Annotated in this window: 20 protein-coding genes; 9 read left to right on the forward strand and 11 right to left on the reverse strand. The window is 49.9% G+C overall.

What is annotated here, in order from left to right; all coding sequences use genetic code 11:
- Window positions 1-47 precede the first annotated feature (47 nt).
- From BZG25_RS05110 to bolA, 8 genes are all read right to left on the reverse strand, one after another.
- A complete protein-coding gene (locus tag BZG25_RS05110; RefSeq protein WP_046073750.1) occupies window positions 48-1,064 on the reverse strand; it encodes an FAD:protein FMN transferase in 1,017 nt (338 codons plus the stop codon).
- 84 nt (window positions 1,065-1,148) lie between these two features.
- A complete protein-coding gene (gene nqrF / locus BZG25_RS05115) occupies window positions 1,149-2,372 on the reverse strand; it encodes an NADH:ubiquinone reductase (Na(+)-transporting) subunit F (RefSeq protein WP_046073751.1) in 1,224 nt (407 codons plus the stop codon).
- A gap of 31 nt (window positions 2,373-2,403) precedes the next feature.
- Window positions 2,404-3,000 carry an NADH:ubiquinone reductase (Na(+)-transporting) subunit E gene (nqrE, locus tag BZG25_RS05120; protein WP_046073752.1) on the reverse strand — a complete coding sequence of 199 codons (597 nt, stop codon included), beginning with the start codon at window positions 2,998-3,000 and terminating at the stop codon, window positions 2,404-2,406.
- 6 nt (window positions 3,001-3,006) lie between these two features.
- Window positions 3,007-3,639: an NADH:ubiquinone reductase (Na(+)-transporting) subunit D gene (locus BZG25_RS05125; protein ID WP_046073753.1), complete on the reverse strand. Its 633-nt coding sequence runs from the start codon at window positions 3,637-3,639 to the stop codon at window positions 3,007-3,009.
- A complete protein-coding gene (locus BZG25_RS05130) occupies window positions 3,632-4,435 on the reverse strand; it encodes a Na(+)-translocating NADH-quinone reductase subunit C (RefSeq protein ID WP_077578617.1) in 804 nt (267 codons plus the stop codon). The genes BZG25_RS05125 and BZG25_RS05130 overlap by 8 nt, the downstream gene beginning before the upstream one ends.
- Window positions 4,425-5,666 (reverse strand): NADH:ubiquinone reductase (Na(+)-transporting) subunit B, encoded by a 1,242-nt coding sequence (locus BZG25_RS15880; protein ID WP_046073755.1) that lies wholly within the window; start codon window positions 5,664-5,666, stop codon window positions 4,425-4,427. The genes BZG25_RS05130 and BZG25_RS15880 overlap by 11 nt, the downstream gene beginning before the upstream one ends.
- Before the next feature lie 3 nt (window positions 5,667-5,669).
- Window positions 5,670-7,010 carry a Na(+)-translocating NADH-quinone reductase subunit A gene (locus BZG25_RS15885; protein ID WP_046073869.1) on the reverse strand — a complete coding sequence of 447 codons (1,341 nt, stop codon included), beginning with the start codon at window positions 7,008-7,010 and terminating at the stop codon, window positions 5,670-5,672.
- 419 nt (window positions 7,011-7,429) lie between these two features.
- Complete coding sequence (gene bolA, locus BZG25_RS05140) at window positions 7,430-7,741, reverse strand: transcriptional regulator BolA (protein WP_077638627.1); 312 nt, start codon at window positions 7,739-7,741, stop codon at window positions 7,430-7,432.
- Window positions 7,742-7,916: 175 nt separating this feature from the next.
- On the opposite strand from bolA, the gene BZG25_RS05145 reads away from it, so the two are divergent.
- The 7 genes from BZG25_RS05145 to BZG25_RS05175 all read left to right on the forward strand — a co-directional run bounded on the left by BZG25_RS05145 (window position 7,917) and on the right by BZG25_RS05175 (window position 14,245).
- On the forward strand, window positions 7,917-9,059 hold the full coding sequence (locus tag BZG25_RS05145) for a methyltransferase (protein WP_077638628.1): 1,143 nt from the start codon (window positions 7,917-7,919) through the stop codon (window positions 9,057-9,059).
- A 19-nt stretch (window positions 9,060-9,078) separates the two neighbouring features.
- The gene (locus BZG25_RS05150) at window positions 9,079-9,648 is read left to right on the forward strand and encodes a YajG family lipoprotein (RefSeq protein WP_046073758.1); all 570 of its coding nucleotides are present in this window, start codon (window positions 9,079-9,081) and stop codon (window positions 9,646-9,648) included.
- A 2-nt stretch (window positions 9,649-9,650) separates the two neighbouring features.
- Window positions 9,651-10,211 (forward strand): peptidylprolyl isomerase, encoded by a 561-nt coding sequence (locus BZG25_RS05155; RefSeq protein WP_077638629.1) that lies wholly within the window; start codon window positions 9,651-9,653, stop codon window positions 10,209-10,211.
- Window positions 10,212-10,232: 21 nt separating this feature from the next.
- On the forward strand, window positions 10,233-11,627 hold the full coding sequence (locus BZG25_RS05160; RefSeq protein WP_077638630.1) for an AmpG family muropeptide MFS transporter: 1,395 nt from the start codon (window positions 10,233-10,235) through the stop codon (window positions 11,625-11,627).
- A 221-nt stretch (window positions 11,628-11,848) separates the two neighbouring features.
- Window positions 11,849-12,664 carry an outer membrane protein OmpK gene (locus BZG25_RS05165; RefSeq protein ID WP_046073870.1) on the forward strand — a complete coding sequence of 272 codons (816 nt, stop codon included), beginning with the start codon at window positions 11,849-11,851 and terminating at the stop codon, window positions 12,662-12,664.
- 88 nt (window positions 12,665-12,752) lie between these two features.
- A complete protein-coding gene (locus tag BZG25_RS05170; RefSeq protein WP_077638631.1) occupies window positions 12,753-13,643 on the forward strand; it encodes a 2-dehydropantoate 2-reductase in 891 nt (296 codons plus the stop codon).
- Window positions 13,640-14,245, forward strand: a complete 606-nt coding sequence (locus BZG25_RS05175; protein WP_077638632.1) for a DJ-1 family glyoxalase III — start codon at window positions 13,640-13,642, stop codon at window positions 14,243-14,245. The genes BZG25_RS05170 and BZG25_RS05175 overlap by 4 nt, the downstream gene beginning before the upstream one ends.
- Before the next feature lie 68 nt (window positions 14,246-14,313).
- On the opposite strand, the gene thiI is transcribed toward BZG25_RS05175, so the two are convergent.
- The 3 genes from thiI to pomA form a co-directional block, all read right to left on the reverse strand.
- A complete protein-coding gene (gene thiI, locus BZG25_RS05180; protein ID WP_077578624.1) occupies window positions 14,314-15,762 on the reverse strand; it encodes a tRNA uracil 4-sulfurtransferase ThiI in 1,449 nt (482 codons plus the stop codon).
- 148 nt (window positions 15,763-15,910) lie between these two features.
- The gene (locus BZG25_RS05185; RefSeq protein ID WP_077578625.1) at window positions 15,911-16,849 is read right to left on the reverse strand and encodes a flagellar motor protein MotB; all 939 of its coding nucleotides are present in this window, start codon (window positions 16,847-16,849) and stop codon (window positions 15,911-15,913) included.
- A gap of 46 nt (window positions 16,850-16,895) precedes the next feature.
- Window positions 16,896-17,657: a flagellar motor protein PomA gene (gene pomA, locus BZG25_RS05190; RefSeq protein ID WP_046073765.1), complete on the reverse strand. Its 762-nt coding sequence runs from the start codon at window positions 17,655-17,657 to the stop codon at window positions 16,896-16,898.
- A 223-nt stretch (window positions 17,658-17,880) separates the two neighbouring features.
- Between pomA and xseB the strand changes: the two genes are divergently transcribed.
- Both xseB and ispA read left to right on the forward strand, forming a co-directional pair.
- On the forward strand, window positions 17,881-18,126 hold the full coding sequence (gene xseB / locus BZG25_RS05195; protein WP_046073766.1) for an exodeoxyribonuclease VII small subunit: 246 nt from the start codon (window positions 17,881-17,883) through the stop codon (window positions 18,124-18,126).
- The gene (gene ispA, locus BZG25_RS05200) at window positions 18,119-19,018 is read left to right on the forward strand and encodes a (2E,6E)-farnesyl diphosphate synthase (RefSeq protein ID WP_046073767.1); all 900 of its coding nucleotides are present in this window, start codon (window positions 18,119-18,121) and stop codon (window positions 19,016-19,018) included. Before xseB ends, ispA begins: the two co-directional genes overlap by 8 nt.
- Window positions 19,019-19,022 lie beyond the last annotated feature (4 nt).

Here is a 19,022-nt window from a genome sequence, read left to right on the forward strand (position 1 = left end):
TTCCACGCCTAATGCGTGTAATAGTAGCCGCCAGTGCGCGTGACGCACTAACGGTTTAGGTACGGTTTAAAGGCCTCTGACGCCATTTCTGTAAACCCGTCATCGGTTTTGACCACCATAAACGCGGGAATATCCGCTTGGTTGGCCAGCGCCATGGCCTTTTCCGGCCCCAACACCATAAAGCCCGTCGCTAAACCATCAGCGGTCATGCAAGACGGATCAAGCACAGTGACGGACACGAGGTGATGATTAATGGGTCGTCCTGTTTTGGGGTCGATAATGTGCGAATAACGTACACCATCTTGCTCAAAATAGTTACGGTAATCGCCAGACGTAGCGACGGCCATATCACCGGGCTGAATGATCTCTTGCACAGATTGCGCGCCAGCACTGGGTTTTTCGATGGCAATCCGCCACGGGTTTTGATCTTGGTTGACACCCTTTAATTGTAACTCACCGCCAATCTCAACCAAATAATTATCGAGACCAAGCGTGGCGAGATAATTGGCGACCACATCTACCCCATACCCTTTGGCAATCGTCGACAAATCGACATACAGATCAGGATGGGTTTTGGTGAGGGTGTTGCCTTCAACCTGTAAATGCTCCAACCCAATCCTTTCCATGCGTGAGGCGATGTCTTTGTCGCTCGGAATATTCTCTGGGCGTTTCTCGGGGCCAAAGCTCCATAAGTTCACCAACGGGCCTACAGTGACATCGAGCGCCCCTTGAGTGAACTCATTCAGCCGAATCGCTTCTTTCACCACGGTCGCGGTTGCTGGCGATACGTCCATTGGTGTATCCGCTTTCCGCTGATTGAACTGGCTGAGTTCAGAATCGGTACGATACGTCGACATCTGATCGTTGACTCGTTCCAAGCGCTTATCAATTTCAGCTTGAATCACATCCTGTGATGGCGCGTTGTCGGTGGCGATATATTTCACCGAGTAGTATGTTCCCATGGTCTCACCGGTCAGATGCACCAGCTCAGGAGCACGGTCGCAACCGAGCAATCCGACAGCTAGCGCAAATACCCATGCACAGCGTAACCATAACGTCTTCATAGTGGTGTCCTTCGACATCAGTTTCATACGTAAAATGGCTGACCCATAGGCCAGCCATTAAGAGGTAAGACAGACTGTCGGTGTTTACCCGCCGAAATCATCCAGAAGAATGTTTTCGTCTTCGACACCCAGGTCTTTAAGCAAACCAATCACGGCGGCGTTCATCATCGGCGGCCCACACATGTAATATTCACAATCTTCTGGCGCTTCATGATCTTTCAAGTAGTTTTCATAAAGGACATTGTGAATAAAGCCCGTGTCCCCTTCCCAGTTATCCTCTGGAAGTGGATCCGATAGCGCACAATACCACTCGAAGTTATCGTTTTGCTCTTGGAGCATATCGAAGTCTTCGACATAGAACATTTCTCGCTTAGAGCGCGCACCATACCAGAAGGTGATCTTACGATCGGTGTTCAGACGCTTAAGCTGGTCAAAGATGTGTGAGCGCATTGGCGCCATACCGGCACCACCACCCACAAATACCATCTCCGCATCGGTGTCTTTAGCAAAGAACTCACCGAATGGCCCAGAGATTGTACACTTGTCACCTGGCTTGAGTGACCAAATATAGGACGACATCTGACCTGGTGGCACATCAGGATTACGTGGTGGTGGCGTTGCCACACGCACGTTCAGCATGATAATGCCTTCCTCTTCTGGGTAGTTTGCCATCGAGTACGCACGGATGATCTCTTCATCCACCTTCGACTCATAGCGGAAAAGATTAAACTTCTCCCAGTCTTCAAGATATTCCTCTGGAATATCAAAGTCTGAGTATTTGATGTGGTGCGGTGGCGCTTCAATTTGAATATAACCGCCAGCTCGGAAGGGAACCGACTCACCATCAGGGATACGTAGTTTAAGCTCTTTGATGAAGGTGGCTTTGTTATCGTTGGAGATAACTTCACATTCCCATTTTTTCACCCCAAAGATTTCTTCGGGAAGCTCGATTTTCATGTCTTGCTTGACTGCAACCTGACATGAAAGACGCTCACCTTCACGTGCTTCACCTTTGGTGATGTGGTCAAGCTCGGTCGGCAGAATATCACCACCACCTTCTTTGATCTTCACGCGGCACTGACCACATGAACCACCGCCACCACAGGCAGACGATACAAACACACCAGCACCAGCCAGTGCGCCAAGCAGTTTACCGCCTGGCTGAGTAACGATCGCTTTTTCAGGATCGTCATTGATATCAATTGTGACGTCTCCGGTTGGTACCAGCTTGGATTTGGCGAACAAGATCACCAATACCAATGCCAGCACAATCAGAGTAAACATCACTACACCAAGAATAATGTCCATTGACTATTCCTTTTCTCGCAGTTTACCCGGCTTACAGTTGCACACCAGAGAAAGACATAAAGCCCAATGCCATCAGGCCAACAGAGATAAAGGTGATCCCCAATCCCCGCAGTGCTGGCGGCACGTCTGAATACTTCATTTTCTCACGGATACCCGCAAGGGCGACGATGGCTAACATCCAGCCCACCCCAGAGCCGAAGCCATATACGACTGACTCTGCGAAGTTGTAATCACGCTGTACCATGAATGATACGCCACCAAAGATGGCGCAGTTCACCGTGATCAACGGCAGGAAGATACCTAACGCGTTGTAAAGTGGCGGGAAGAAGCGGTCTAATACCATTTCCAAGATCTGGACCAATGCGGCGATAACACCGATAAAGGTCACAAAGTTTAGAAAGCTTAGATCGATCCCCTTCACCAACGCGTCTTCACGCAGGATCAGGTTGTAGACCAAATTGTTAACCGGTACTGCGATAGTCAATACCACCACCACGGCGACACCAAGGCCAAACGCTGTTTTGACTTTCTTAGATACCGCCAAGAACGTACACATGCCGAGGAAGAATGCCAGCGCCATGTTCTCAATAAAGATTGAGCGCACCAGCAGGCTCAAATAATGTTCCATGTGCTGTTACTCCTTCGCTTCAACTTGTTCTGGTTTGAAGGTACGCACAATCCAAATCAAAAAGCCGATTAGGAAGAATGCAGATGGGGCCAATAGCATCATGCCGTTTGGCTGATACCAACCCCCTTCACTGACTACAGGCAGGATAGACACGCCAAAGACAGAGCCTGAGCCCAGAAGCTCGCGGAAGAAGGCAACCGTCATCAGAACGAAACCATAACCTAGTGCGTTACCCAAACCATCGATAAATGACGGCAGCGGCGACGATTTCATCGCATACGCTTCCGCGCGGCCCATCACGATACAGTTGGTAATGATAAGGCCAACAAATACCGATAGCTGCTTGGAAATATCGTAGACAAAGGCTTTGAGTGTCTGGTCAACCACGATAACCAATGACGCGATGATCGCCATTTGCACGATGATACGTACACTGTTAGGAATGTGATTGCGGATCAGCGATACGAACAAGTTAGACATGGCAGTCACGAACATCACCGCCAAGGTCATAACAAAGGCCGTTTGCATCTGCGTCGTCACCGCCAGTGCCGAACATACACCGAGAACCTGAAGGGCAATCGGGTTATTGTCTAACACCGGCGATAGCAGATTTTTCTTCAGTTCTTTCGCTTCAGCCATTGGTCAGGCCTCCCTCACGAACTTTTGCTAGGAATGGACCAAAGCCCAAATCACCTAGCCAGAAATCAAATTGTTTCTCCACACCGTTACTGGTCAGGGTTGCACCCGATAGCGCATCAATACCGTGTTCACTATCACTCGGTGCACCGCCTTTAACCACCTTGATAGCAGGCTCGCCTTGGTCGTTAAACAGCTTTTTGCCATCCCACTTCGCGCGCCATTTCGGGTTTTCAACTTCGCCACCCAAGCCCGGGGTTTCCCCTTGCTCATAATAGACGATGTCTGCCACCGTATTGCCATCGGGCTCGACCGCAACAAACGCATACATCATGCTCCAAAGACCCGAGCCTTTAACTGGCAAGATGAGACGTTGCAAATCACCTGCGTCGTTTTTCACTAAGTAGATCTTTGCGATATCAGCACGACGGCCAAAACCCGCAATGTTTTCCTCACCACTCAGTTTTCTTGACAATTCAGGGTCTTTGGCGGCTTCACGCTGATCATAGTCAGCGACTTCCTCAACATTCACCGCATCAGCGCTAACAAAGTCGCCTTTTTCTAGGCTAACTAGACGCGGCTCAATGTACTTGTTGTACGCATCGTTGATCGCACTCTTACCGCCCGACACCTCAATGCCGGCGACTGAAAGAATGTTCTTTTGTACGTCTAGCTTTGCGTTCATCTGCTGCAAAGGACGTAGCGCTACCGCTGCACCGGATACTACGATTGAGCACACCAAGCTCAACGCGATAACAACGATCAGCGTTTTCTTAATACTATCGTTACTACTTGCCATTACGAGCCAGTCTCCGTTTGATGTTGCCCTGAATCACCAAGTTATCGAACAAGGGTGCAAACAGGTTAGCGAACAGGATCGCCAGCATCATGCCTTCAGGGTATGCTGGGTTGACCACGCGAATGATCACAGCCATGGCACCGATCAATGCGCCGTACCACCACTTCGCTTTGTTAGTAAACGCGGCTGAAACGGGATCCGTTGCCATAAACATCATGCCGAATGCAAAGCCACCTAGTACCAAGTGCCAGTAAAAAGGCATGCTAAACATCGGGTTAGTGTCGGAACCAATCAGGTTAAACAGGGTTGCCGCAACGGCCATACCCAAGAAGGTACCTAAGATGATGCGCCATGAGGCAATGCGCATGTACACCAAGGCCGCACCACCAATCAAGATAGCCAAGGTTGACACTTCACCGATAGAGCCTGGGATATTACCGATAAAGGCATCCATCCAAGACATCGTTTGTCCAGTGACATTGTGTTGCAGTGCTTCTTCACCACCTGAATACCATTGGCTCAGTGCCGTTGCGCCTGAGTAGCCGTCTGCAGCTGTCCACACCAAATCGCCAGAGATCTGCGCGGGATAAGCAAAGAACAAGAACGCGCGTCCGGCAAGCGCCGGGTTCAAGAAGTTACGCCCAGTTCCCCCGAAGATTTCTTTTGCAACCACCACACCAAAGGTAATACCCAGTGCAGCCTGCCACAATGGCAAGGTTGGCGGCACGATCAGCGCAAAGAGAATCGAGGTAACGAAGAAACCTTCGTTGACTTCATGCTTACGCACGATGCAGAACAGGACTTCCCAAAAACCACCTACAATAAATACGGTGGCATAAATAGGCAGGAAGTAGGTGGCGCCTAGAATGGTTTTGGTTCCCCACCCCGCGGCGGTTAGCGGCCCCGCAATCGACTCGGTGAGCCAATAATGCCAGTTACCACTGATCACCTGTGCCAGTTGATCACCAGAATACAAGTCCATCAATCCCATGATGGCTTGGTTACCTGTGTTATACATGCCCCAGAACATCGCGGGGAACACCGCAAACCACACCATGATCATGATGCGTTTCAAATCGATGCTGTCACGCACGTGCGCGCCGGCTTTGGTCACCATACCCGGGGTGTACAAAATGGTGGCAACCGCTTCGTACAGGGCAAACCATTTTTCATGTTTGCCGCCTGGCTCAAAGTGTGGCTCGATTTGCTCTAGAAAATTTTTAAGGCTCATCAGTTACCCTTCCTTCTCAATCTTTTCTAGGCTTTCGCGGAGCATTGGTCCGTATTCGTACTTGCCTGGACAGACAAAGGTACAAAGGGCCAAATCCTCAGGATCTAACTCCAGCGCGCCCAGCTGTTGCATGCTATCTGTATCGCCAGCACAGATATCACGCAGCAGCATTGTTGGCTCGATATCTAGTGGCATTACTCGCTCATAATTACCGATTGGTACCATGGAACGATCACTGCCATTGGTCGAGGTGGTCAAATTGAAAAGTTGGCCTTTGAATAGGTGGCCAAGGTAAGCACGCGTCACTGAGAAACGGTTTTTACCTGGCGACAACCAACCAAACAGCTCTTTCTCATTGCCTTCGCGCAATACAGAGACTTGCAAGTGGAAGCGACCCAAATAAGCATGTGGGCCAGACGCTTTTGTCCCCGACAGCACAGAGCCAGAGATAACACGGCTTTCACCCGCCATTAGCTCGCCTTCAGTCAGCTCATCAAGGTTCGCGCCTAACTGCGTGCGCACCAAGCGTGGCTTGTTAACCATCGGACCAGCCAAAGAGACCACTCGGTCGGTATTGATTTCACCGGTAAGGAACAAGTGGCCGAACGCTATCACATCTTGGTAATTAAGATGCCACACCTTTTTCTCCATGCTTGCTGAGCGCAAGTGGTGGATATGGGTGCCCACTAAGCCTGCTGGGTGAGGACCAGCGAAGACATGTTGTTCAACGTTAGGTTGCTGACTGGTAGGTAACTCAACATCCGCCTTACAGACAAACACTTTTTTGTCAGTTAAACGGGAGAGTACATCAAGACCTGCAATGAAGGCCTCTTTTTGCTCATCAATGATCACTTTCGGATCCGCGGCGAGCGGATTAGTGTCCATCGCATTAACAAAAATGGCTTCCGGCACCGCATCAATAGCGGGTGAACGGCTGAACGGACGTGTACGGAGCGCGGTCCACATACCCGACTCAACCAATTGATCAACCACCGCTTGACGCTCAATGGAGGCCAATTGCGAGGCTTCGTACTTGTTGAATGTCACTTGCTCGTTGCCATCGACTTCAATGACGACAGACTGAAGAACACGTTTGGCACCGCGGTTGACTTCAACCACTTTACCGGCTGCGGGAGCAGTAAATATAACACCAGGATTTTTCTTATCTTCGAAAAGGCCCTGGCCTTTTTTCACCACATCACCCACTCGCACATGCATAGTGGGGCGCATTCCAACGTACTCTTCGCCAAGCAAGGCGACTTTCTTGACGGCTGGGCCATCATTTATCACCTGAGCAGGAGTCCCAGCAATGGGGATATCCAAACCCTTTTTTATTGTAATCATACGCACTTGCACTACATTAACGGGAAAAAGAATTCTGTTATTGCGCAGTTAAAGACACGACTTTCGACTGTATGGTGGCCTGAGGGCGCACCGTCGCAACATCCTGCTAACCATGACGTTACACAAAGGTAGCCTAGGTTAGTCTTTAAGCACGGCATTCTATCACTAACCCCAGTATTGATTCTATGGGTATTGTCACCAGGGCGTGGCAATTATGCATACCTGTACAAACAATGCTCGTTGTAAGCTCACAGTTTTACTGTTGTTTTTTTGCTCGCTTTAAGGTTAGGGTACCCAACCTCAAGCCCTTGGCGTTGTGTGCCAAGCGACGCATTGATAGGCACGCCAACGACGACTTTATGTAAGAATTTGTTGCCATAACGTGAAGAATCAACACGCCTAAGCACATTGGCTAACTCTTATTTCAAACCACCACCGCGACATGCGGGTGAGTCTGGCGCGTGTGCTTGCTCTTGCCACTCTTGTGGGGTGTAAGTGTGAATGGCCAATGCATGAATATCATCAGCAAGCTCGTCCGCCAATGTGGTATTGATAGCACGATGACGCTGTATTAAACGCTTACCTTCAAACTCATCTGATACCACGACAACCTTAAAGTGGCTCTCTGCCCCTTCAGGTACGTTATGCATGTAGCTTTCATTGCGGACATCAAGATGAACAGGCGCAAAAGCCTGGGTCAGTTTCTCTGTAATTTGCGTTTGAATTTTCATGGCTTCCCCAACCGATTAAGGGCAAGTTGCCCAGATCTTAGTCGTTATCGATAAAATTGCGAATTCAATAGCCTGATCACGCCATCATTAATGGCATACGCACCGAGTTTGAATTGCAGTTGTGGTGTGAGTGCGACAATATACGCAGTCTGTGACCTCCGACGCAAACGCTCCCATGAAAACAGAACTTGCAACCCCAAGCGGCGAATCTCCCCTGACACTGCACCGCTACCCGCGCCGAAAAAATGAAACGCTTCAAGCCTTTGATGCGGCAGATGAATATATCATTGAGCACGCCAGCACCTGGCAACTTGAGGCCGGCGATCGGGTTTTAATTCTCAATGATCAATTTGGCGCGTTGAGTTGTTGGGCAAGCGCGCTGGGTTGTGACGTGGTCTCCGTCAGCGACTCCGTGGTGTCACAACAAGCAACCCTAGAGAATCTTCGCCAAAACCAGCTTCCAGACATTGAGCTGGTAAAGAGTACGGAACCACTGCCTAAACGGTTTGATGCGGTGCTCATGCGGGTGCCTAAAAGCAGTAAAATGTTGGCATGGCAACTCCAGCAACTGGCTTCTGTGACGACACCGGCCACACGCATCCTCGCCGGTGCCAAGGCAAAAGAGATCCATACCTCTACGCTGAATCAGTTTGAGCACTGGCTTGGGGCAACCACCACCTCGTTGGCAAAGAAAAAAGCGCGCTTGATTTTTGTTACCGCTAACGCCCAGACTCAAAAGCCAATCGAGCCACTTAGCTATGTCGATGTGCCTGAGTTTTCGATGCGCTTGGCTAATTGGCCCAATGTTTTTTCCGCCAAAAAGCTGGATATCGCGGCTTACTTAATGCTTCCGCAAATCCCAAGTTCGCGCGACGAAAGAAAAATAGTGGATTTAGGCTGTGGTAATGGTGTGCTTGCCCTGCAGGCGGCACGTACCAACCCACAGGCATACATTTATGCGGTCGATGAAAGCCATATGGCCGTCGCCAGCGCAAAACACAACCTTGAAAGCCATGGTATTGACGCGCGCCGTTTCCAATGTGAAGCACGAGATTGCCTTACCGGTTTTGAACCCACAGATATTGACCTAGTGTTATGTAACCCACCCTTTCACCAGCAACAAACCATCACTGATCACATTGCTTGGCAAATGTTTTGTGACGCAAAACGTGTTCTGACCACGAATGGTGCGCTTTTAGTCATTGGCAATCGTCATCTTGGCTATCATACTAAGCTAAAACGTCTTTTTGGTAACGTGACTGTCGTTGCGTCAAATAAAAAATTCGTTATTCTCAAGGCAGTCAACGCCCAATTTTAACAAAAGGATGCTGAACCCCATGAAGAAACTGATTATTGCCGCCGCTGTGCTAGTCCTAGCGGGCTGCTCAACACCTCGCGAGCCACAACTAACGATTGCACCGTCTCCAGCGTCATCCAATCAGCAACAGGTCAACAATCTTCCTGTGGTGGTAAAGAGTAAGGACTTACGGACGGCTCAGTTCGTCGCGGTGATTGATAGCGGTCGCTCCAATGTCAAACCTTTACATGCCAGCCAAAACTTGCGCGTGGTTCTTGAAGACACACTTTCACGCCAGCTTTCTGCACAAGGGTTCCGCGTCGTGGCGAACGGCCCTGGCATGCTACGTTTAGATATTCTCGACGCGTTAGTTCGTGTAAAACACACGGTGTTTAAGCACGATATGGAAGCGTCCGTACAGCTGCAACTGGTCGCTGAATCGCCCGATGGCCGCTTTGTAAAACGTTATACCGGCAAATCAACCCAAAGCGGCGTTAGCAGCGCCTCGCCTGATGATATCGAAATGGCATTAAACAACCTGCTGGAAGCTGTCTTACAAGACATCGCCAATGATGAGCAACTGCTTGATCACATGAAAGCGCACTTTTAATCATGAAGGTACGCGCACTTTTATGGGTACTTACACTGGCGGTTGCGCCAGTGCAAGCCAATGTGATGGTAGCCGTTGAAACAACCCAAGGAGACTTTGTCTTGCAACTTAATGAGGACAAAGCCCCCAAGACGGTCAGCAACTTTTTACGCTATGTCGAGGATGGCAGTTACATTGGCACCCAATTTCATCGGGTGATCCCACGTTTTGTCGTACAAGGAGGCGGATTTGATAAAGACTTCAATCGCCGTCCATCCTATGAGCCAGTCGATAATGAGTCGCGTAATGGCCTGCGTAACCGTCGCGCGACTATCGCGATGGCCAGAACCCAAGATCCGGACTCTGCCACCCGCCAGTTTTACATCAATGTCAGTGATAATGGCTTTTTAGATGCAACTCCCAATAAGCTGGGGTATACCGTGTTTGGCCGCGTGGTGGAAGGATTTAACACTATCTTGACCATGACCGAGCAGCCAACCGTTACTATCCCCAGCAAACGGATGCAGGACGTCCCCCAACAACCGATTATTATTACCGCTATCGACCGTGTGTCGTCACCCTAGTATTCATGTAGGCCCTTTGCTATGCAGTCATCCAAGCTAAAAACGACCTTGGCGGCCTACGCCGACCGTCGCCTGCTCTTTGTTTTTTTAATGGGGTGCTGCAGTGGTTTCCCTTGGGTATTAATTGGCTCCAACTTAAATGGTTGGCTCGCCGATGAGGGGTTATCGCGCACGGCCATTGGCCTTTTTGGCTCTGTGTTTGTCCTTTACGCCGTCAACTTTTTGTGGGCTCCCCTGCTCGATAGGCTTAAGATCCCGGTATTGAATAAGAAGCTCGGCCATCGCCGCAGCTGGATTGTGGTGACACAATTATTGATGCTTTTAGCCACCTTGGCCTTGTCTCGCGTTAACATGCAAGGCCTGCAAGCGATCGACCCATGGGTCACCACTCTGGTCCTTTCGTCATTGATTTTTTCTATCGCCCTCGCATCAGCCACGCAAGATATTGCCATTGATGCCTTCCGTATCGATAACTTCGCCGAGCACGAAACCGAGAAGTTTCCGCTCGCCTCGGCCATGTCGGTCATTGGTTGGTGGACAGGTTATTCCGTGCCTGGCTATATCGGTTTTATTAATGCCGATGCCATGGGGTGGAACCAAGTCTATGTGATTATGGCCGGCTTTGTTGGCTTAATGATCTTGGCTACCCTGTATGTCAAAGAGCCTGTCAGTGATCGCGAACAGCGCCAAGACAAGGCCACCAAACATTACCTCAATCAAGGCTATAGTGGCTTCCAAACTTGGTTTGCCGTCACCGTCGTGGAACCTTTTGCCGAGTTCTTTCGTCGCAACGGTATCAATGTGGCCCTCACGCTGTTGTTGTTTGTGTTTTTGTTCAAATTGGGCGAAGCCTTTCTCGGCCGTATGTCGATTGTGTTTTACAAAGATGTCGGCTTTACCAATGAGCAAATTGGCTATTACTCCAAGCTGGTCGGCTGGGGACTCACCGTGGTCTACACCCTGATTGGCAGCTACATTAATCTGCGTTTTGGCGTGATTAAAGGCCTATTTATTGGCGGTGTCGCCATGGCATCCAGCAACTTAATGTTCGCGTGGATTGCGATGGTCGGCCCCAACGAGCATCTGCTACTGGGTGCCATCTTGGTAGACAACTTTACCTCAGCGTTTGCCACCATTGCGTTTGTCTCCTTTTTAACCTTCTTAACCGGTCGCGCGTTCTCAGCTACCCAATATGCGCTGCTCGCGTCCTTGGGGAACTTAGGTCGCACCACAGTCGCGTCATTCAGTGGCATGATGGTCGACTGGCTCGATAGCTGGTCAACATTTTTCGTAATAACTGCGTTAATGGTGATCCCGGGACTGGTCATGCTGATCTATATTGGCAGGCACTTTCGTCAACCTCCGTCACAAAATGATAAGCGTGCTGGACACTGCCTAGATTCCCGTCGCGACTAACCCTGACATATCACAGTGGAGTGCAAAATTTTGTACGACGCTGTGAGTGTTTTAGTAACAAAGATCACATAAAACTGTCATGCAACGCTTTACAACTTGCCACTGATCACAGCCTATTTTTGTGTCTATGTTTATTACATTCTTTATAGTGAACTTAATCAATATACTACCTCTGTCCAATGCGCACTGCGCAACAACAAGACCCAGCAGAGGCAGTCACTATGAAAAAATCCCTACTCGCACTCGCCGTTATCGCCGCCAGCGGTGTATCCGTTGCCAACGCCGCCGATTACTCGGATGACATTTACAAAAATGATCATAAATGGCTTCAGTTTAATGCCATGTATGCCATTAACGAAAAGCCGCAATTTGGTGATGACACCGATAAAGACCACAACTATCTAGAAATGGAGTTTGGCGGCCGTAAAGGCGTGGTCGATCTCTATGGTTATGTGGATATTTTTGACTTGGCAGAAAGCGACAGCGACAACAACAATAAGAAAGACGCCGCTAAGTCCTTCATGAAATTGGCGCCACGCTTCTCGATTGATGGCATCACCGGACAAGACTTGTCGTTTGGCCCTGTACAAGAAGTCTACTTCTCGACCTTGTTTAACTGGGGGGGCGGTAAGTCAGACACAAATAATTCATTCTGGGGTATCGGTGCCGATGTTGAGCTACCTTGGTTTGGCAAAGTGGGCATGAACCTTTATGGCTTGTATGACATCAATAAAAAAGATTGGAATGGCTATCAGTTCTCGACTAACTGGTTTAAACCTTTCCACTTTTTCGACAATGGCAGCTTCCTGTCGTACCAAGGTTATATCGATTACCAATTCGGTGCTGACGACACCTTTAAAGGCAGCAGTCAGGCGACCCATGGCGGTGCGATGTTTAACGGCCTGTACTGGCACTCAGACAACTACGCCCTCGGCTATGGCCTAAAAGCGTACAATGACGTCTACTTAATTGAAGATGCCGGTACAACTGAAAGCTCGGGTATTTCTCACTACCTTAGCGCGACCTACAAGTTCTAATCTATCCAGCGCCGGTCCCTGCCGGCGCTTTGCTCCCTGCTCTATATTGTCTGTGATACACTGGCCTTTTCATTGATAGGCAAGTGTCATGCGGATCACCTTGATAGGCGCTGGTGCGATCGGCACCTTATGGGCGGTAAAATTAAGCCAAGCGGGTCATCACGTTCATCTTATCACCCGCGATAGCGCTCATCAGCGAGAGCTCAACCTGGACGGCGCCTCCCTTACCTTGCCCGCCAATCAACCAGACGTACTTCGATACAGTGATCTTTGGCTGGTATGCACCAAAGCCTATGACGTGCAAGCAGCCTTAACCCCGTGCTTTACTCATCTTGAGCCGGAGACCATGGTGATGTTGATGCATAACGGCATGGGACCGCATCAATGGCTCATTGATTCTCTACCAGCCAGCCAACCGCTGCTACTCGCAACCACCTCACAAGGTGTATTTCGTGCTGAAACAGGCGAGTATCAACACACGGGCAATGGCCCCACGGCGCTCGGGGCAGGTAACAAAGCCGGTGAAGCCTGCCAGTTTCTCGCCGATGTGTTGGATCATGCCTTGCCGACAGCAACCTGGCAAACCAATATCATTGAATCGCTATGGTATAAACTGGCAGTCAATAGCGTCATCAACCCGCTCACCGCTTTACACGGGATAAAAAATGGTGAGTTGCTCAAGCTTGATTATGAGCCAATCATTGATGCGCTGTGCCAAGAGTTGGCCACTGTAATGCGAGCAGAGCGGATCCTTGCCTCTGCCACCGAAGTGCGTCAACGCGTGGAAACGGTCGCCAAGGCAACCGCAGACAACTACTCTTCAATGAATCGGGATGTGTTTTATCAGCGCTCCACAGAGCTGGAATACATTACAGGCTATGTGTTACAACGCGCACAGGCACACCAGATCTCAACCCCACATCACCAGCAGCTTTATCAAGCCATGCAACAAGCACAAAGGAATAAGGAATCATCATGAGTGACAAACGCATCCTGATTTGTATTGCTAACGGCACTGAAGAAATGGAAGCCGTGACCGCCATTGATGTCATGAAGCGCGCCGGCTTTAACGTCACTGTCGCCAGTGCTGATCCGGATGGCGCGCTGACGCTAACCTGCTCGCGTGGCGTGAAGCTAGTTTGCGACGCGGCGCTGGCGATGGTGGCCGATCAACCATTTGACTGTGTGATCTTACCCGGAGGGATTGAAGGCGCGCAGTGTTTGGGGGACAGCAACCTTGTGACTGAAATGGTTAAACAACAACAGAGCGACAATGCTTGGGTCGCTGCGATTTGTGCCGCACCAGCTTTGGTACTACAACGCCACCAGCTATTCCCACAGTCACACATGAGTTGTCACCCGAGCGTTAGCGATCAGATCCCAGAGCAATGGCTAAGCCGCCGCCGCGTGATGACCGATTATGACCACCGTTTAATTACCAGTCAGGGGCCAGGCTCGGCAATGGAGTTCGCGATTGAAATCGTTCACGTGCTCGGCGGCAAAGCCTTGGCATGGCAAGTCGCGGAGCCGATGATGCCTCTGCCTCAACTGCATTATGAGAAAAAGTTTACAGAAGGCTAGGCTCATGCAAGGCTCAAACGTAAACAGGCAGCCAAATGGCTGCCTGTTTTTATTGCGGCAAAACTGCGTTACACCCGATACACTTTGACATTCTCAAAGCCCATATCTTTAAGATACAGCGCCTGCAAGCGACTCATCACGCCTCGCTCGCAATAGAGCAAATAGGTTTTCGTTTGGTCAAGGTCGCCAAACTGGGTCGCCAGTTTAAAGAAGGGAATATGCACGACATCGACGCCTTCAATCTCAAGAGGCTTATCTTCTTGCTCTTCACGGCTGCGAATATCAAGCACTACTGCGCCGTTCTCTACCTCATTAACCAGCTCCGCTTCCGGCGCTTTTTCTTGGCTCAATGCTTCGATATCACGGATATCCATCACAGTGGCGTTATCAACCACTTGTTCTAGCAAGCTAAAATCAAATTTGGTTTCTTCGTGTTCCAGCTTAGCTTTTTCGGCTTTCACCGTTGGCTTTTTGGAAATCACGCCACAATACTCAGGCATGGTCTTGGCGAAATCTTCCGTACCAATTTTACGCGCCGTTTGAATAATGTCTTCTTTGTCCCAATTAATCAGTGGACGCAAAATCAAGCTATCGGTGACATTATCAATCATGCGCAGGTTGGTCAGTGTTTGGCTCGACACCTGTCCTAACGCCTCACCGGTCACCAGTGCCTGAATACCAAACCGTTTGGCCACCATGGCCGCCGCACGCATAAACATACGCTTAAGCACCACGCCCATTTGCGCGTTATCGATATTTTCCAGGATGTTGTTAACAACTGGCTCAAAATCAATCGAAATAAACTTCACTTTGGCCGACGAGCCAAATTTATTCCATAGGTAATGAGACACCTGCTGCACACCCGTTTCATGCGATTTTCCGCCTAGATTAAAGAAACAGTAGTGCACTTTACTGCCGCGTTTAATGTGCAAATAACTGGAAACGCCTGAATCGAACCCGCCAGAGATCAAGCTCAATACATCTTCCTGTGTACCGAGCGGAAAGCCCCCTAAGCCTGCGTGACGATGTTTCACCACGTTGAGCTTGTCGTGGTCCACTTCCATCATCACGGTGACATCCGGTTTTTTCAGTTGCACGCTGGCCGACGGGACGGCTTGGTTTAATCCGCCACCGACATAGCGCTCAAGATCGATAGAGGTAAAGTCATGCTGCCCACGACGCTTAGCGCGCACACAAAAGGTTTTGCCTTCGATTTGATGACGTACGTCCGCCAAAGTGAGCTCATAGATATGATGTAAATCGTTAAACAGGGTTTGCTCAACCTCAAGCACGGTTTGCACGCCTGGTGTGTTGGTCAGCACATCCAAAACCAATTGGCGCTCGTTAGGTTGTTTTAACGTCACCTCAATGTGATCCCGACGGTTATATACCGCCGTATTATCAGTCCGACGCTTTAAAATATTACGAATATTGCATTCGAGGATTTTTGTAAAACGCTTTCTGACTGACTCACTTTTGACGATCACCTCAGGGTGAATTTTAACGATAAACTTCATAACCGGTTCGATACAGCTGGAAACAAGGCCGCGGATTATACAATAACCAGGCTGCCGCTGAAACCGGGTATTTTTGCGTCGCTAAAAAGTGGGAGTGACCGGTGACAACTTGCCTTATCAGACAGTCAGTTATCACCGGGATAGGCCGCTAGGGGGCATTGGGGGACGCGTTCTCGGTAGAGATTTCATCCGAATAGGTGGGTTTTCCTTGGATCACAGCAATTTCCACGCGTCGGTTAGATGCACGGTTTTCCGGTGAGTTGTTCGGGGCACGCGGCTTGGTATCCGCCAGGCCTTCCACTTTCATCCTTAAATGGTTAAAACCAGGCACTTTCTCCATCTCTTGTGCCACTGACACCGCACGCTGTGCGGAGAGATCCCAATTGGATCGGTACAGCTCTGACTCCAAAGGTGTGCTGTCGGTATGTCCTGAGACTTTTATTTCCCCCGGCACGTCTTTTACCAGTTGCGCGATTTGACGCACCATGGGGCGGAACTTAGGCTGCAGAAACGCCGAGTTTTGTGGAAACGCCCCTTTTTCGCGGATCCTTATCACCAACTGTTGCCCTAAATTCTCTACTTCAACCGCGCCTTCATCGATTTCGCGTTGCAACGCCTGCATCAACGCCTTTTGCAGCTGCTCAAGTTGCTGCTGCATTCGCTGCTGCTCCAATTGTGACGCCACTTGGGCGCTGGTGCCGCCTTCCTTATCTGATGTATTGCGTTGGGAGCCGCCCGACCGATCATCTTCGCCCTCTTGAAAGTCCAAGGTGCGCTGCGTCATATCAATGGTTTGCTGCATGATGACTTCAATCGGTGTCGGCTCTGGGCGTCCCGGACGGAACTCTTGGGCAATCACACTGGTTCCTTTGGGAATGTCTTTCACCTCAAGGACATTTTGTACCCCGAAAGCGAACTTCATCGAACCGGCAATTTGCTTAAACTTAAGCACATCCATCTCTGAAAATGACAACAGAAGGACGAAAAAGCACATAAGAAGCGACATCAAGTCCGCAAACGTCCCCATCCACGGCGGTAAGCCGGGAGGCGGACATTTACATTCCTCTTCTTCTTGTTGTTGTGCCATGAAGACTCCTTAATTGGCGATCGCTGAAGCCAAAACCTCAGTCCGATTAATTATCGACATCAACCTCACGCTTACCCTCATTGAGATAGTTTTTCAAAAAGCCATCAATGACACGCGGGTTTTGTCCATCTTGAATCGCAAGTAAGCCGTCCATAATCAAGCGTCGATTCAGTTTCTCTTGCTCCTTGCGCAAGGCAAGTTTATTGGCGATGGGGGTCGCCACCATGTTGGCCAACATCGCACCGTACATGGTGGTCAACAAAGCAACCGCCATTGCAGGGCCAATCGCCTTCGGATCATCCATGTTCGATAGCATGGCCACCAGCCCTATCAAGGTCCCTATCATCCCCATCGCTGGCGCCACATCAGCCAAGGCACTGTAAAAACCGATGCCATGATCGTGGCGCTCCTCGGTAAGGTTAATATCTTTGTGCAGCGTGGCGCGAACCACGTCGGCATCATGACCATCGACGAGCAAGTCCACGCCTTTTTGCATAAACGAGTTACTGACCTCCATCTCTTCGAGCGCGAGGAAGCCACCCTTACGGGCGGCGTCAGCCATCTCAATGATTTTGGCAATCAGATCCTCGGGGTCATCAGATTTGAACATGAACGCCTTGCCTGCAATTTTAAAACAGGCAAAAAACTGTCCTACGGTGTATTTGGTGAGAACAACAAATAAACTCCCGCCAATGACGATAAGCACCGATGGCACATCAAAATACATGTTCATGGTGCCGCCCAACAGCATCGCCATTATTACGAATGCGAACGAGCCGATAATGCCGATGAGCGTCGCTATATCCACGTCAGTCTCCCTTAAATTACATCAAGTCATTGTTTTTCATTTTTTAGGGTATTGATTATATCGGCAACCAACCCTATAGGTTTAGCGTAAATACGCCGATACCAACAAGGATAACATGCCTTTTACTACGGTGGCGCCAAGCACACAAAAACACGCCGAGTGGTTTGACCGCCCTTAACCACTGAGTTACCGTCTAGCCTCTCTTTTCTAATTTTATGGCATCATGGCTGTGAAGAAACCAGAAAATATGACCTTTGAGGACACGCTCAAAGAGTTAGATAGCATTGTCGGTGCGCTAGAGTCCGGCGAACTCCCCCTCGATACCGCGATGAAACGTTTTGAACGCGGCATTGCACTCACGCGTCAAGGACAAAAAACCCTTGCAGACGCAGAGCAACGCGTCGAGATCTTGCTTTCGCAAGAAGATGATGGGCCACTGACTGAGTTTTCTCCTCAAGACGATGATTAACACTGTTGTACACGATGCGCTGCGCGAAACGCAAACCCGAAGTAATCAACAACTCGAAGCGTGGCTTGATACCTTATCCTCTCAAGATCAACCGCTTATCCAGGCAATGCGCCATGGTTTGCTCTTGGGTGGTAAACGCATTCGCCCCTTTCTAACCTATGCCACAGGGCAGTTGTTTGGTGTGCCACTTGCGCAAATTGATACACCGGCTGTCGCCGTGGAGTGTATTCACGCCTACTCGTTGATTCATGATGATTTGCCTGCCATGGATAACGACAGTTTGCGACGCGGGCAGCCAACCTGTCATGTCGCCTTTGATGAAGCGACCGCGATTTTGGCCGGTGACGCGTTACAAACACTGGCCTTTACCGTGCTGGCTGAAGGCGAACTCAATCCAGCGGCCGAACCTTACCGTATACATATGGTGAAAACCTTGGCTACGGCCAGCGGTGCTGCGGGTATGTGCCTAGGACAATCATTAGATTTAGCCGCGGAGGGACGTGCTGTTGATCTTGAAGCACTCAAACGCATTCACCACAATAAAACCGGTGCATTGATCAAAGGGGCGGTGAGGCTCGGTGCTTATGCCGCTGGCGAGTCCGGCGTGCGCCATTTAAGTGCGCTTGATCGCTTTGCTGACGCCATCGGTCTCGCGTTTCAAGTTCAAGACGACATTTTGGACATTACCAGCGATACCCAAACACTGGGTAAGCCACAAGGGTCAGACGTAAACGCAGATAAAAGTACCTACCCGGCATTGCTGGGGCTGGCCGGTGCACAAGAAAAAGCCGAACAACTTTACCGAGAGGCACTACACGCCTTGGAGGCAATCCCCTACAATACCGAACAATTGGAAGTTTTTGCCCGATATATCATCGAGCGCAACAACTAGCATG

Origin of the sequence: Salinivibrio sp. ML198, from assembly GCF_001996015.1 — a bacterium.
Lineage (GTDB): Bacteria > Pseudomonadota > Gammaproteobacteria > Enterobacterales > Vibrionaceae > Salinivibrio > Salinivibrio siamensis.

What these genes read in the sequence shown, in the direction of transcription:
- BZG25_RS05130 (WP_077578617.1), bottom strand. Translation starts at nt 4,435, where the DNA reads ATGGCAAGTAGTAACGATAGTATTAAGAAAACGCTGATCGTTGTTATC.
- BZG25_RS05170 (WP_077638631.1), top strand. Translation starts at nt 12,753, where the DNA reads ATGCGGATCACCTTGATAGGCGCTGGTGCGATCGGCACCTTATGGGCG.
- BZG25_RS05175 (WP_077638632.1), top strand. Translation starts at nt 13,640, where the DNA reads ATGAGTGACAAACGCATCCTGATTTGTATTGCTAACGGCACTGAAGAA.
- thiI (WP_077578624.1), bottom strand. Translation starts at nt 15,762, where the DNA reads ATGAAGTTTATCGTTAAAATTCACCCTGAGGTGATCGTCAAAAGTGAG.
- ispA (WP_046073767.1), top strand. Translation starts at nt 18,119, where the DNA reads ATGATTAACACTGTTGTACACGATGCGCTGCGCGAAACGCAAACCCGA.
- xseB (WP_046073766.1), top strand. Translation starts at nt 17,881, where the DNA reads ATGGCTGTGAAGAAACCAGAAAATATGACCTTTGAGGACACGCTCAAA.
- BZG25_RS05150 (WP_046073758.1), top strand. Translation starts at nt 9,079, where the DNA reads ATGAAGAAACTGATTATTGCCGCCGCTGTGCTAGTCCTAGCGGGCTGC.
- BZG25_RS05165 (WP_046073870.1), top strand. Translation starts at nt 11,849, where the DNA reads ATGAAAAAATCCCTACTCGCACTCGCCGTTATCGCCGCCAGCGGTGTA.
- BZG25_RS05185 (WP_077578625.1), bottom strand. Translation starts at nt 16,849, where the DNA reads ATGGCACAACAACAAGAAGAAGAGGAATGTAAATGTCCGCCTCCCGGC.
- BZG25_RS05145 (WP_077638628.1), top strand. Translation starts at nt 7,917, where the DNA reads ATGAAAACAGAACTTGCAACCCCAAGCGGCGAATCTCCCCTGACACTG.
- BZG25_RS05160 (WP_077638630.1), top strand. Translation starts at nt 10,233, where the DNA reads ATGCAGTCATCCAAGCTAAAAACGACCTTGGCGGCCTACGCCGACCGT.
- nqrF (WP_046073751.1), bottom strand. Translation starts at nt 2,372, where the DNA reads ATGGACATTATTCTTGGTGTAGTGATGTTTACTCTGATTGTGCTGGCA.
- BZG25_RS05125 (WP_046073753.1), bottom strand. Translation starts at nt 3,639, where the DNA reads ATGGCTGAAGCGAAAGAACTGAAGAAAAATCTGCTATCGCCGGTGTTA.
- BZG25_RS15885 (WP_046073869.1), bottom strand. Translation starts at nt 7,010, where the DNA reads ATGATTACAATAAAAAAGGGTTTGGATATCCCCATTGCTGGGACTCCT.
- bolA (WP_077638627.1), bottom strand. Translation starts at nt 7,741, where the DNA reads ATGAAAATTCAAACGCAAATTACAGAGAAACTGACCCAGGCTTTTGCG.
- BZG25_RS05155 (WP_077638629.1), top strand. Translation starts at nt 9,651, where the DNA reads ATGAAGGTACGCGCACTTTTATGGGTACTTACACTGGCGGTTGCGCCA.
- nqrE (WP_046073752.1), bottom strand. Translation starts at nt 3,000, where the DNA reads ATGGAACATTATTTGAGCCTGCTGGTGCGCTCAATCTTTATTGAGAAC.
- BZG25_RS15880 (WP_046073755.1), bottom strand. Translation starts at nt 5,666, where the DNA reads ATGAGCCTTAAAAATTTTCTAGAGCAAATCGAGCCACACTTTGAGCCA.
- BZG25_RS05110 (WP_046073750.1), bottom strand. Translation starts at nt 1,064, where the DNA reads ATGAAGACGTTATGGTTACGCTGTGCATGGGTATTTGCGCTAGCTGTC.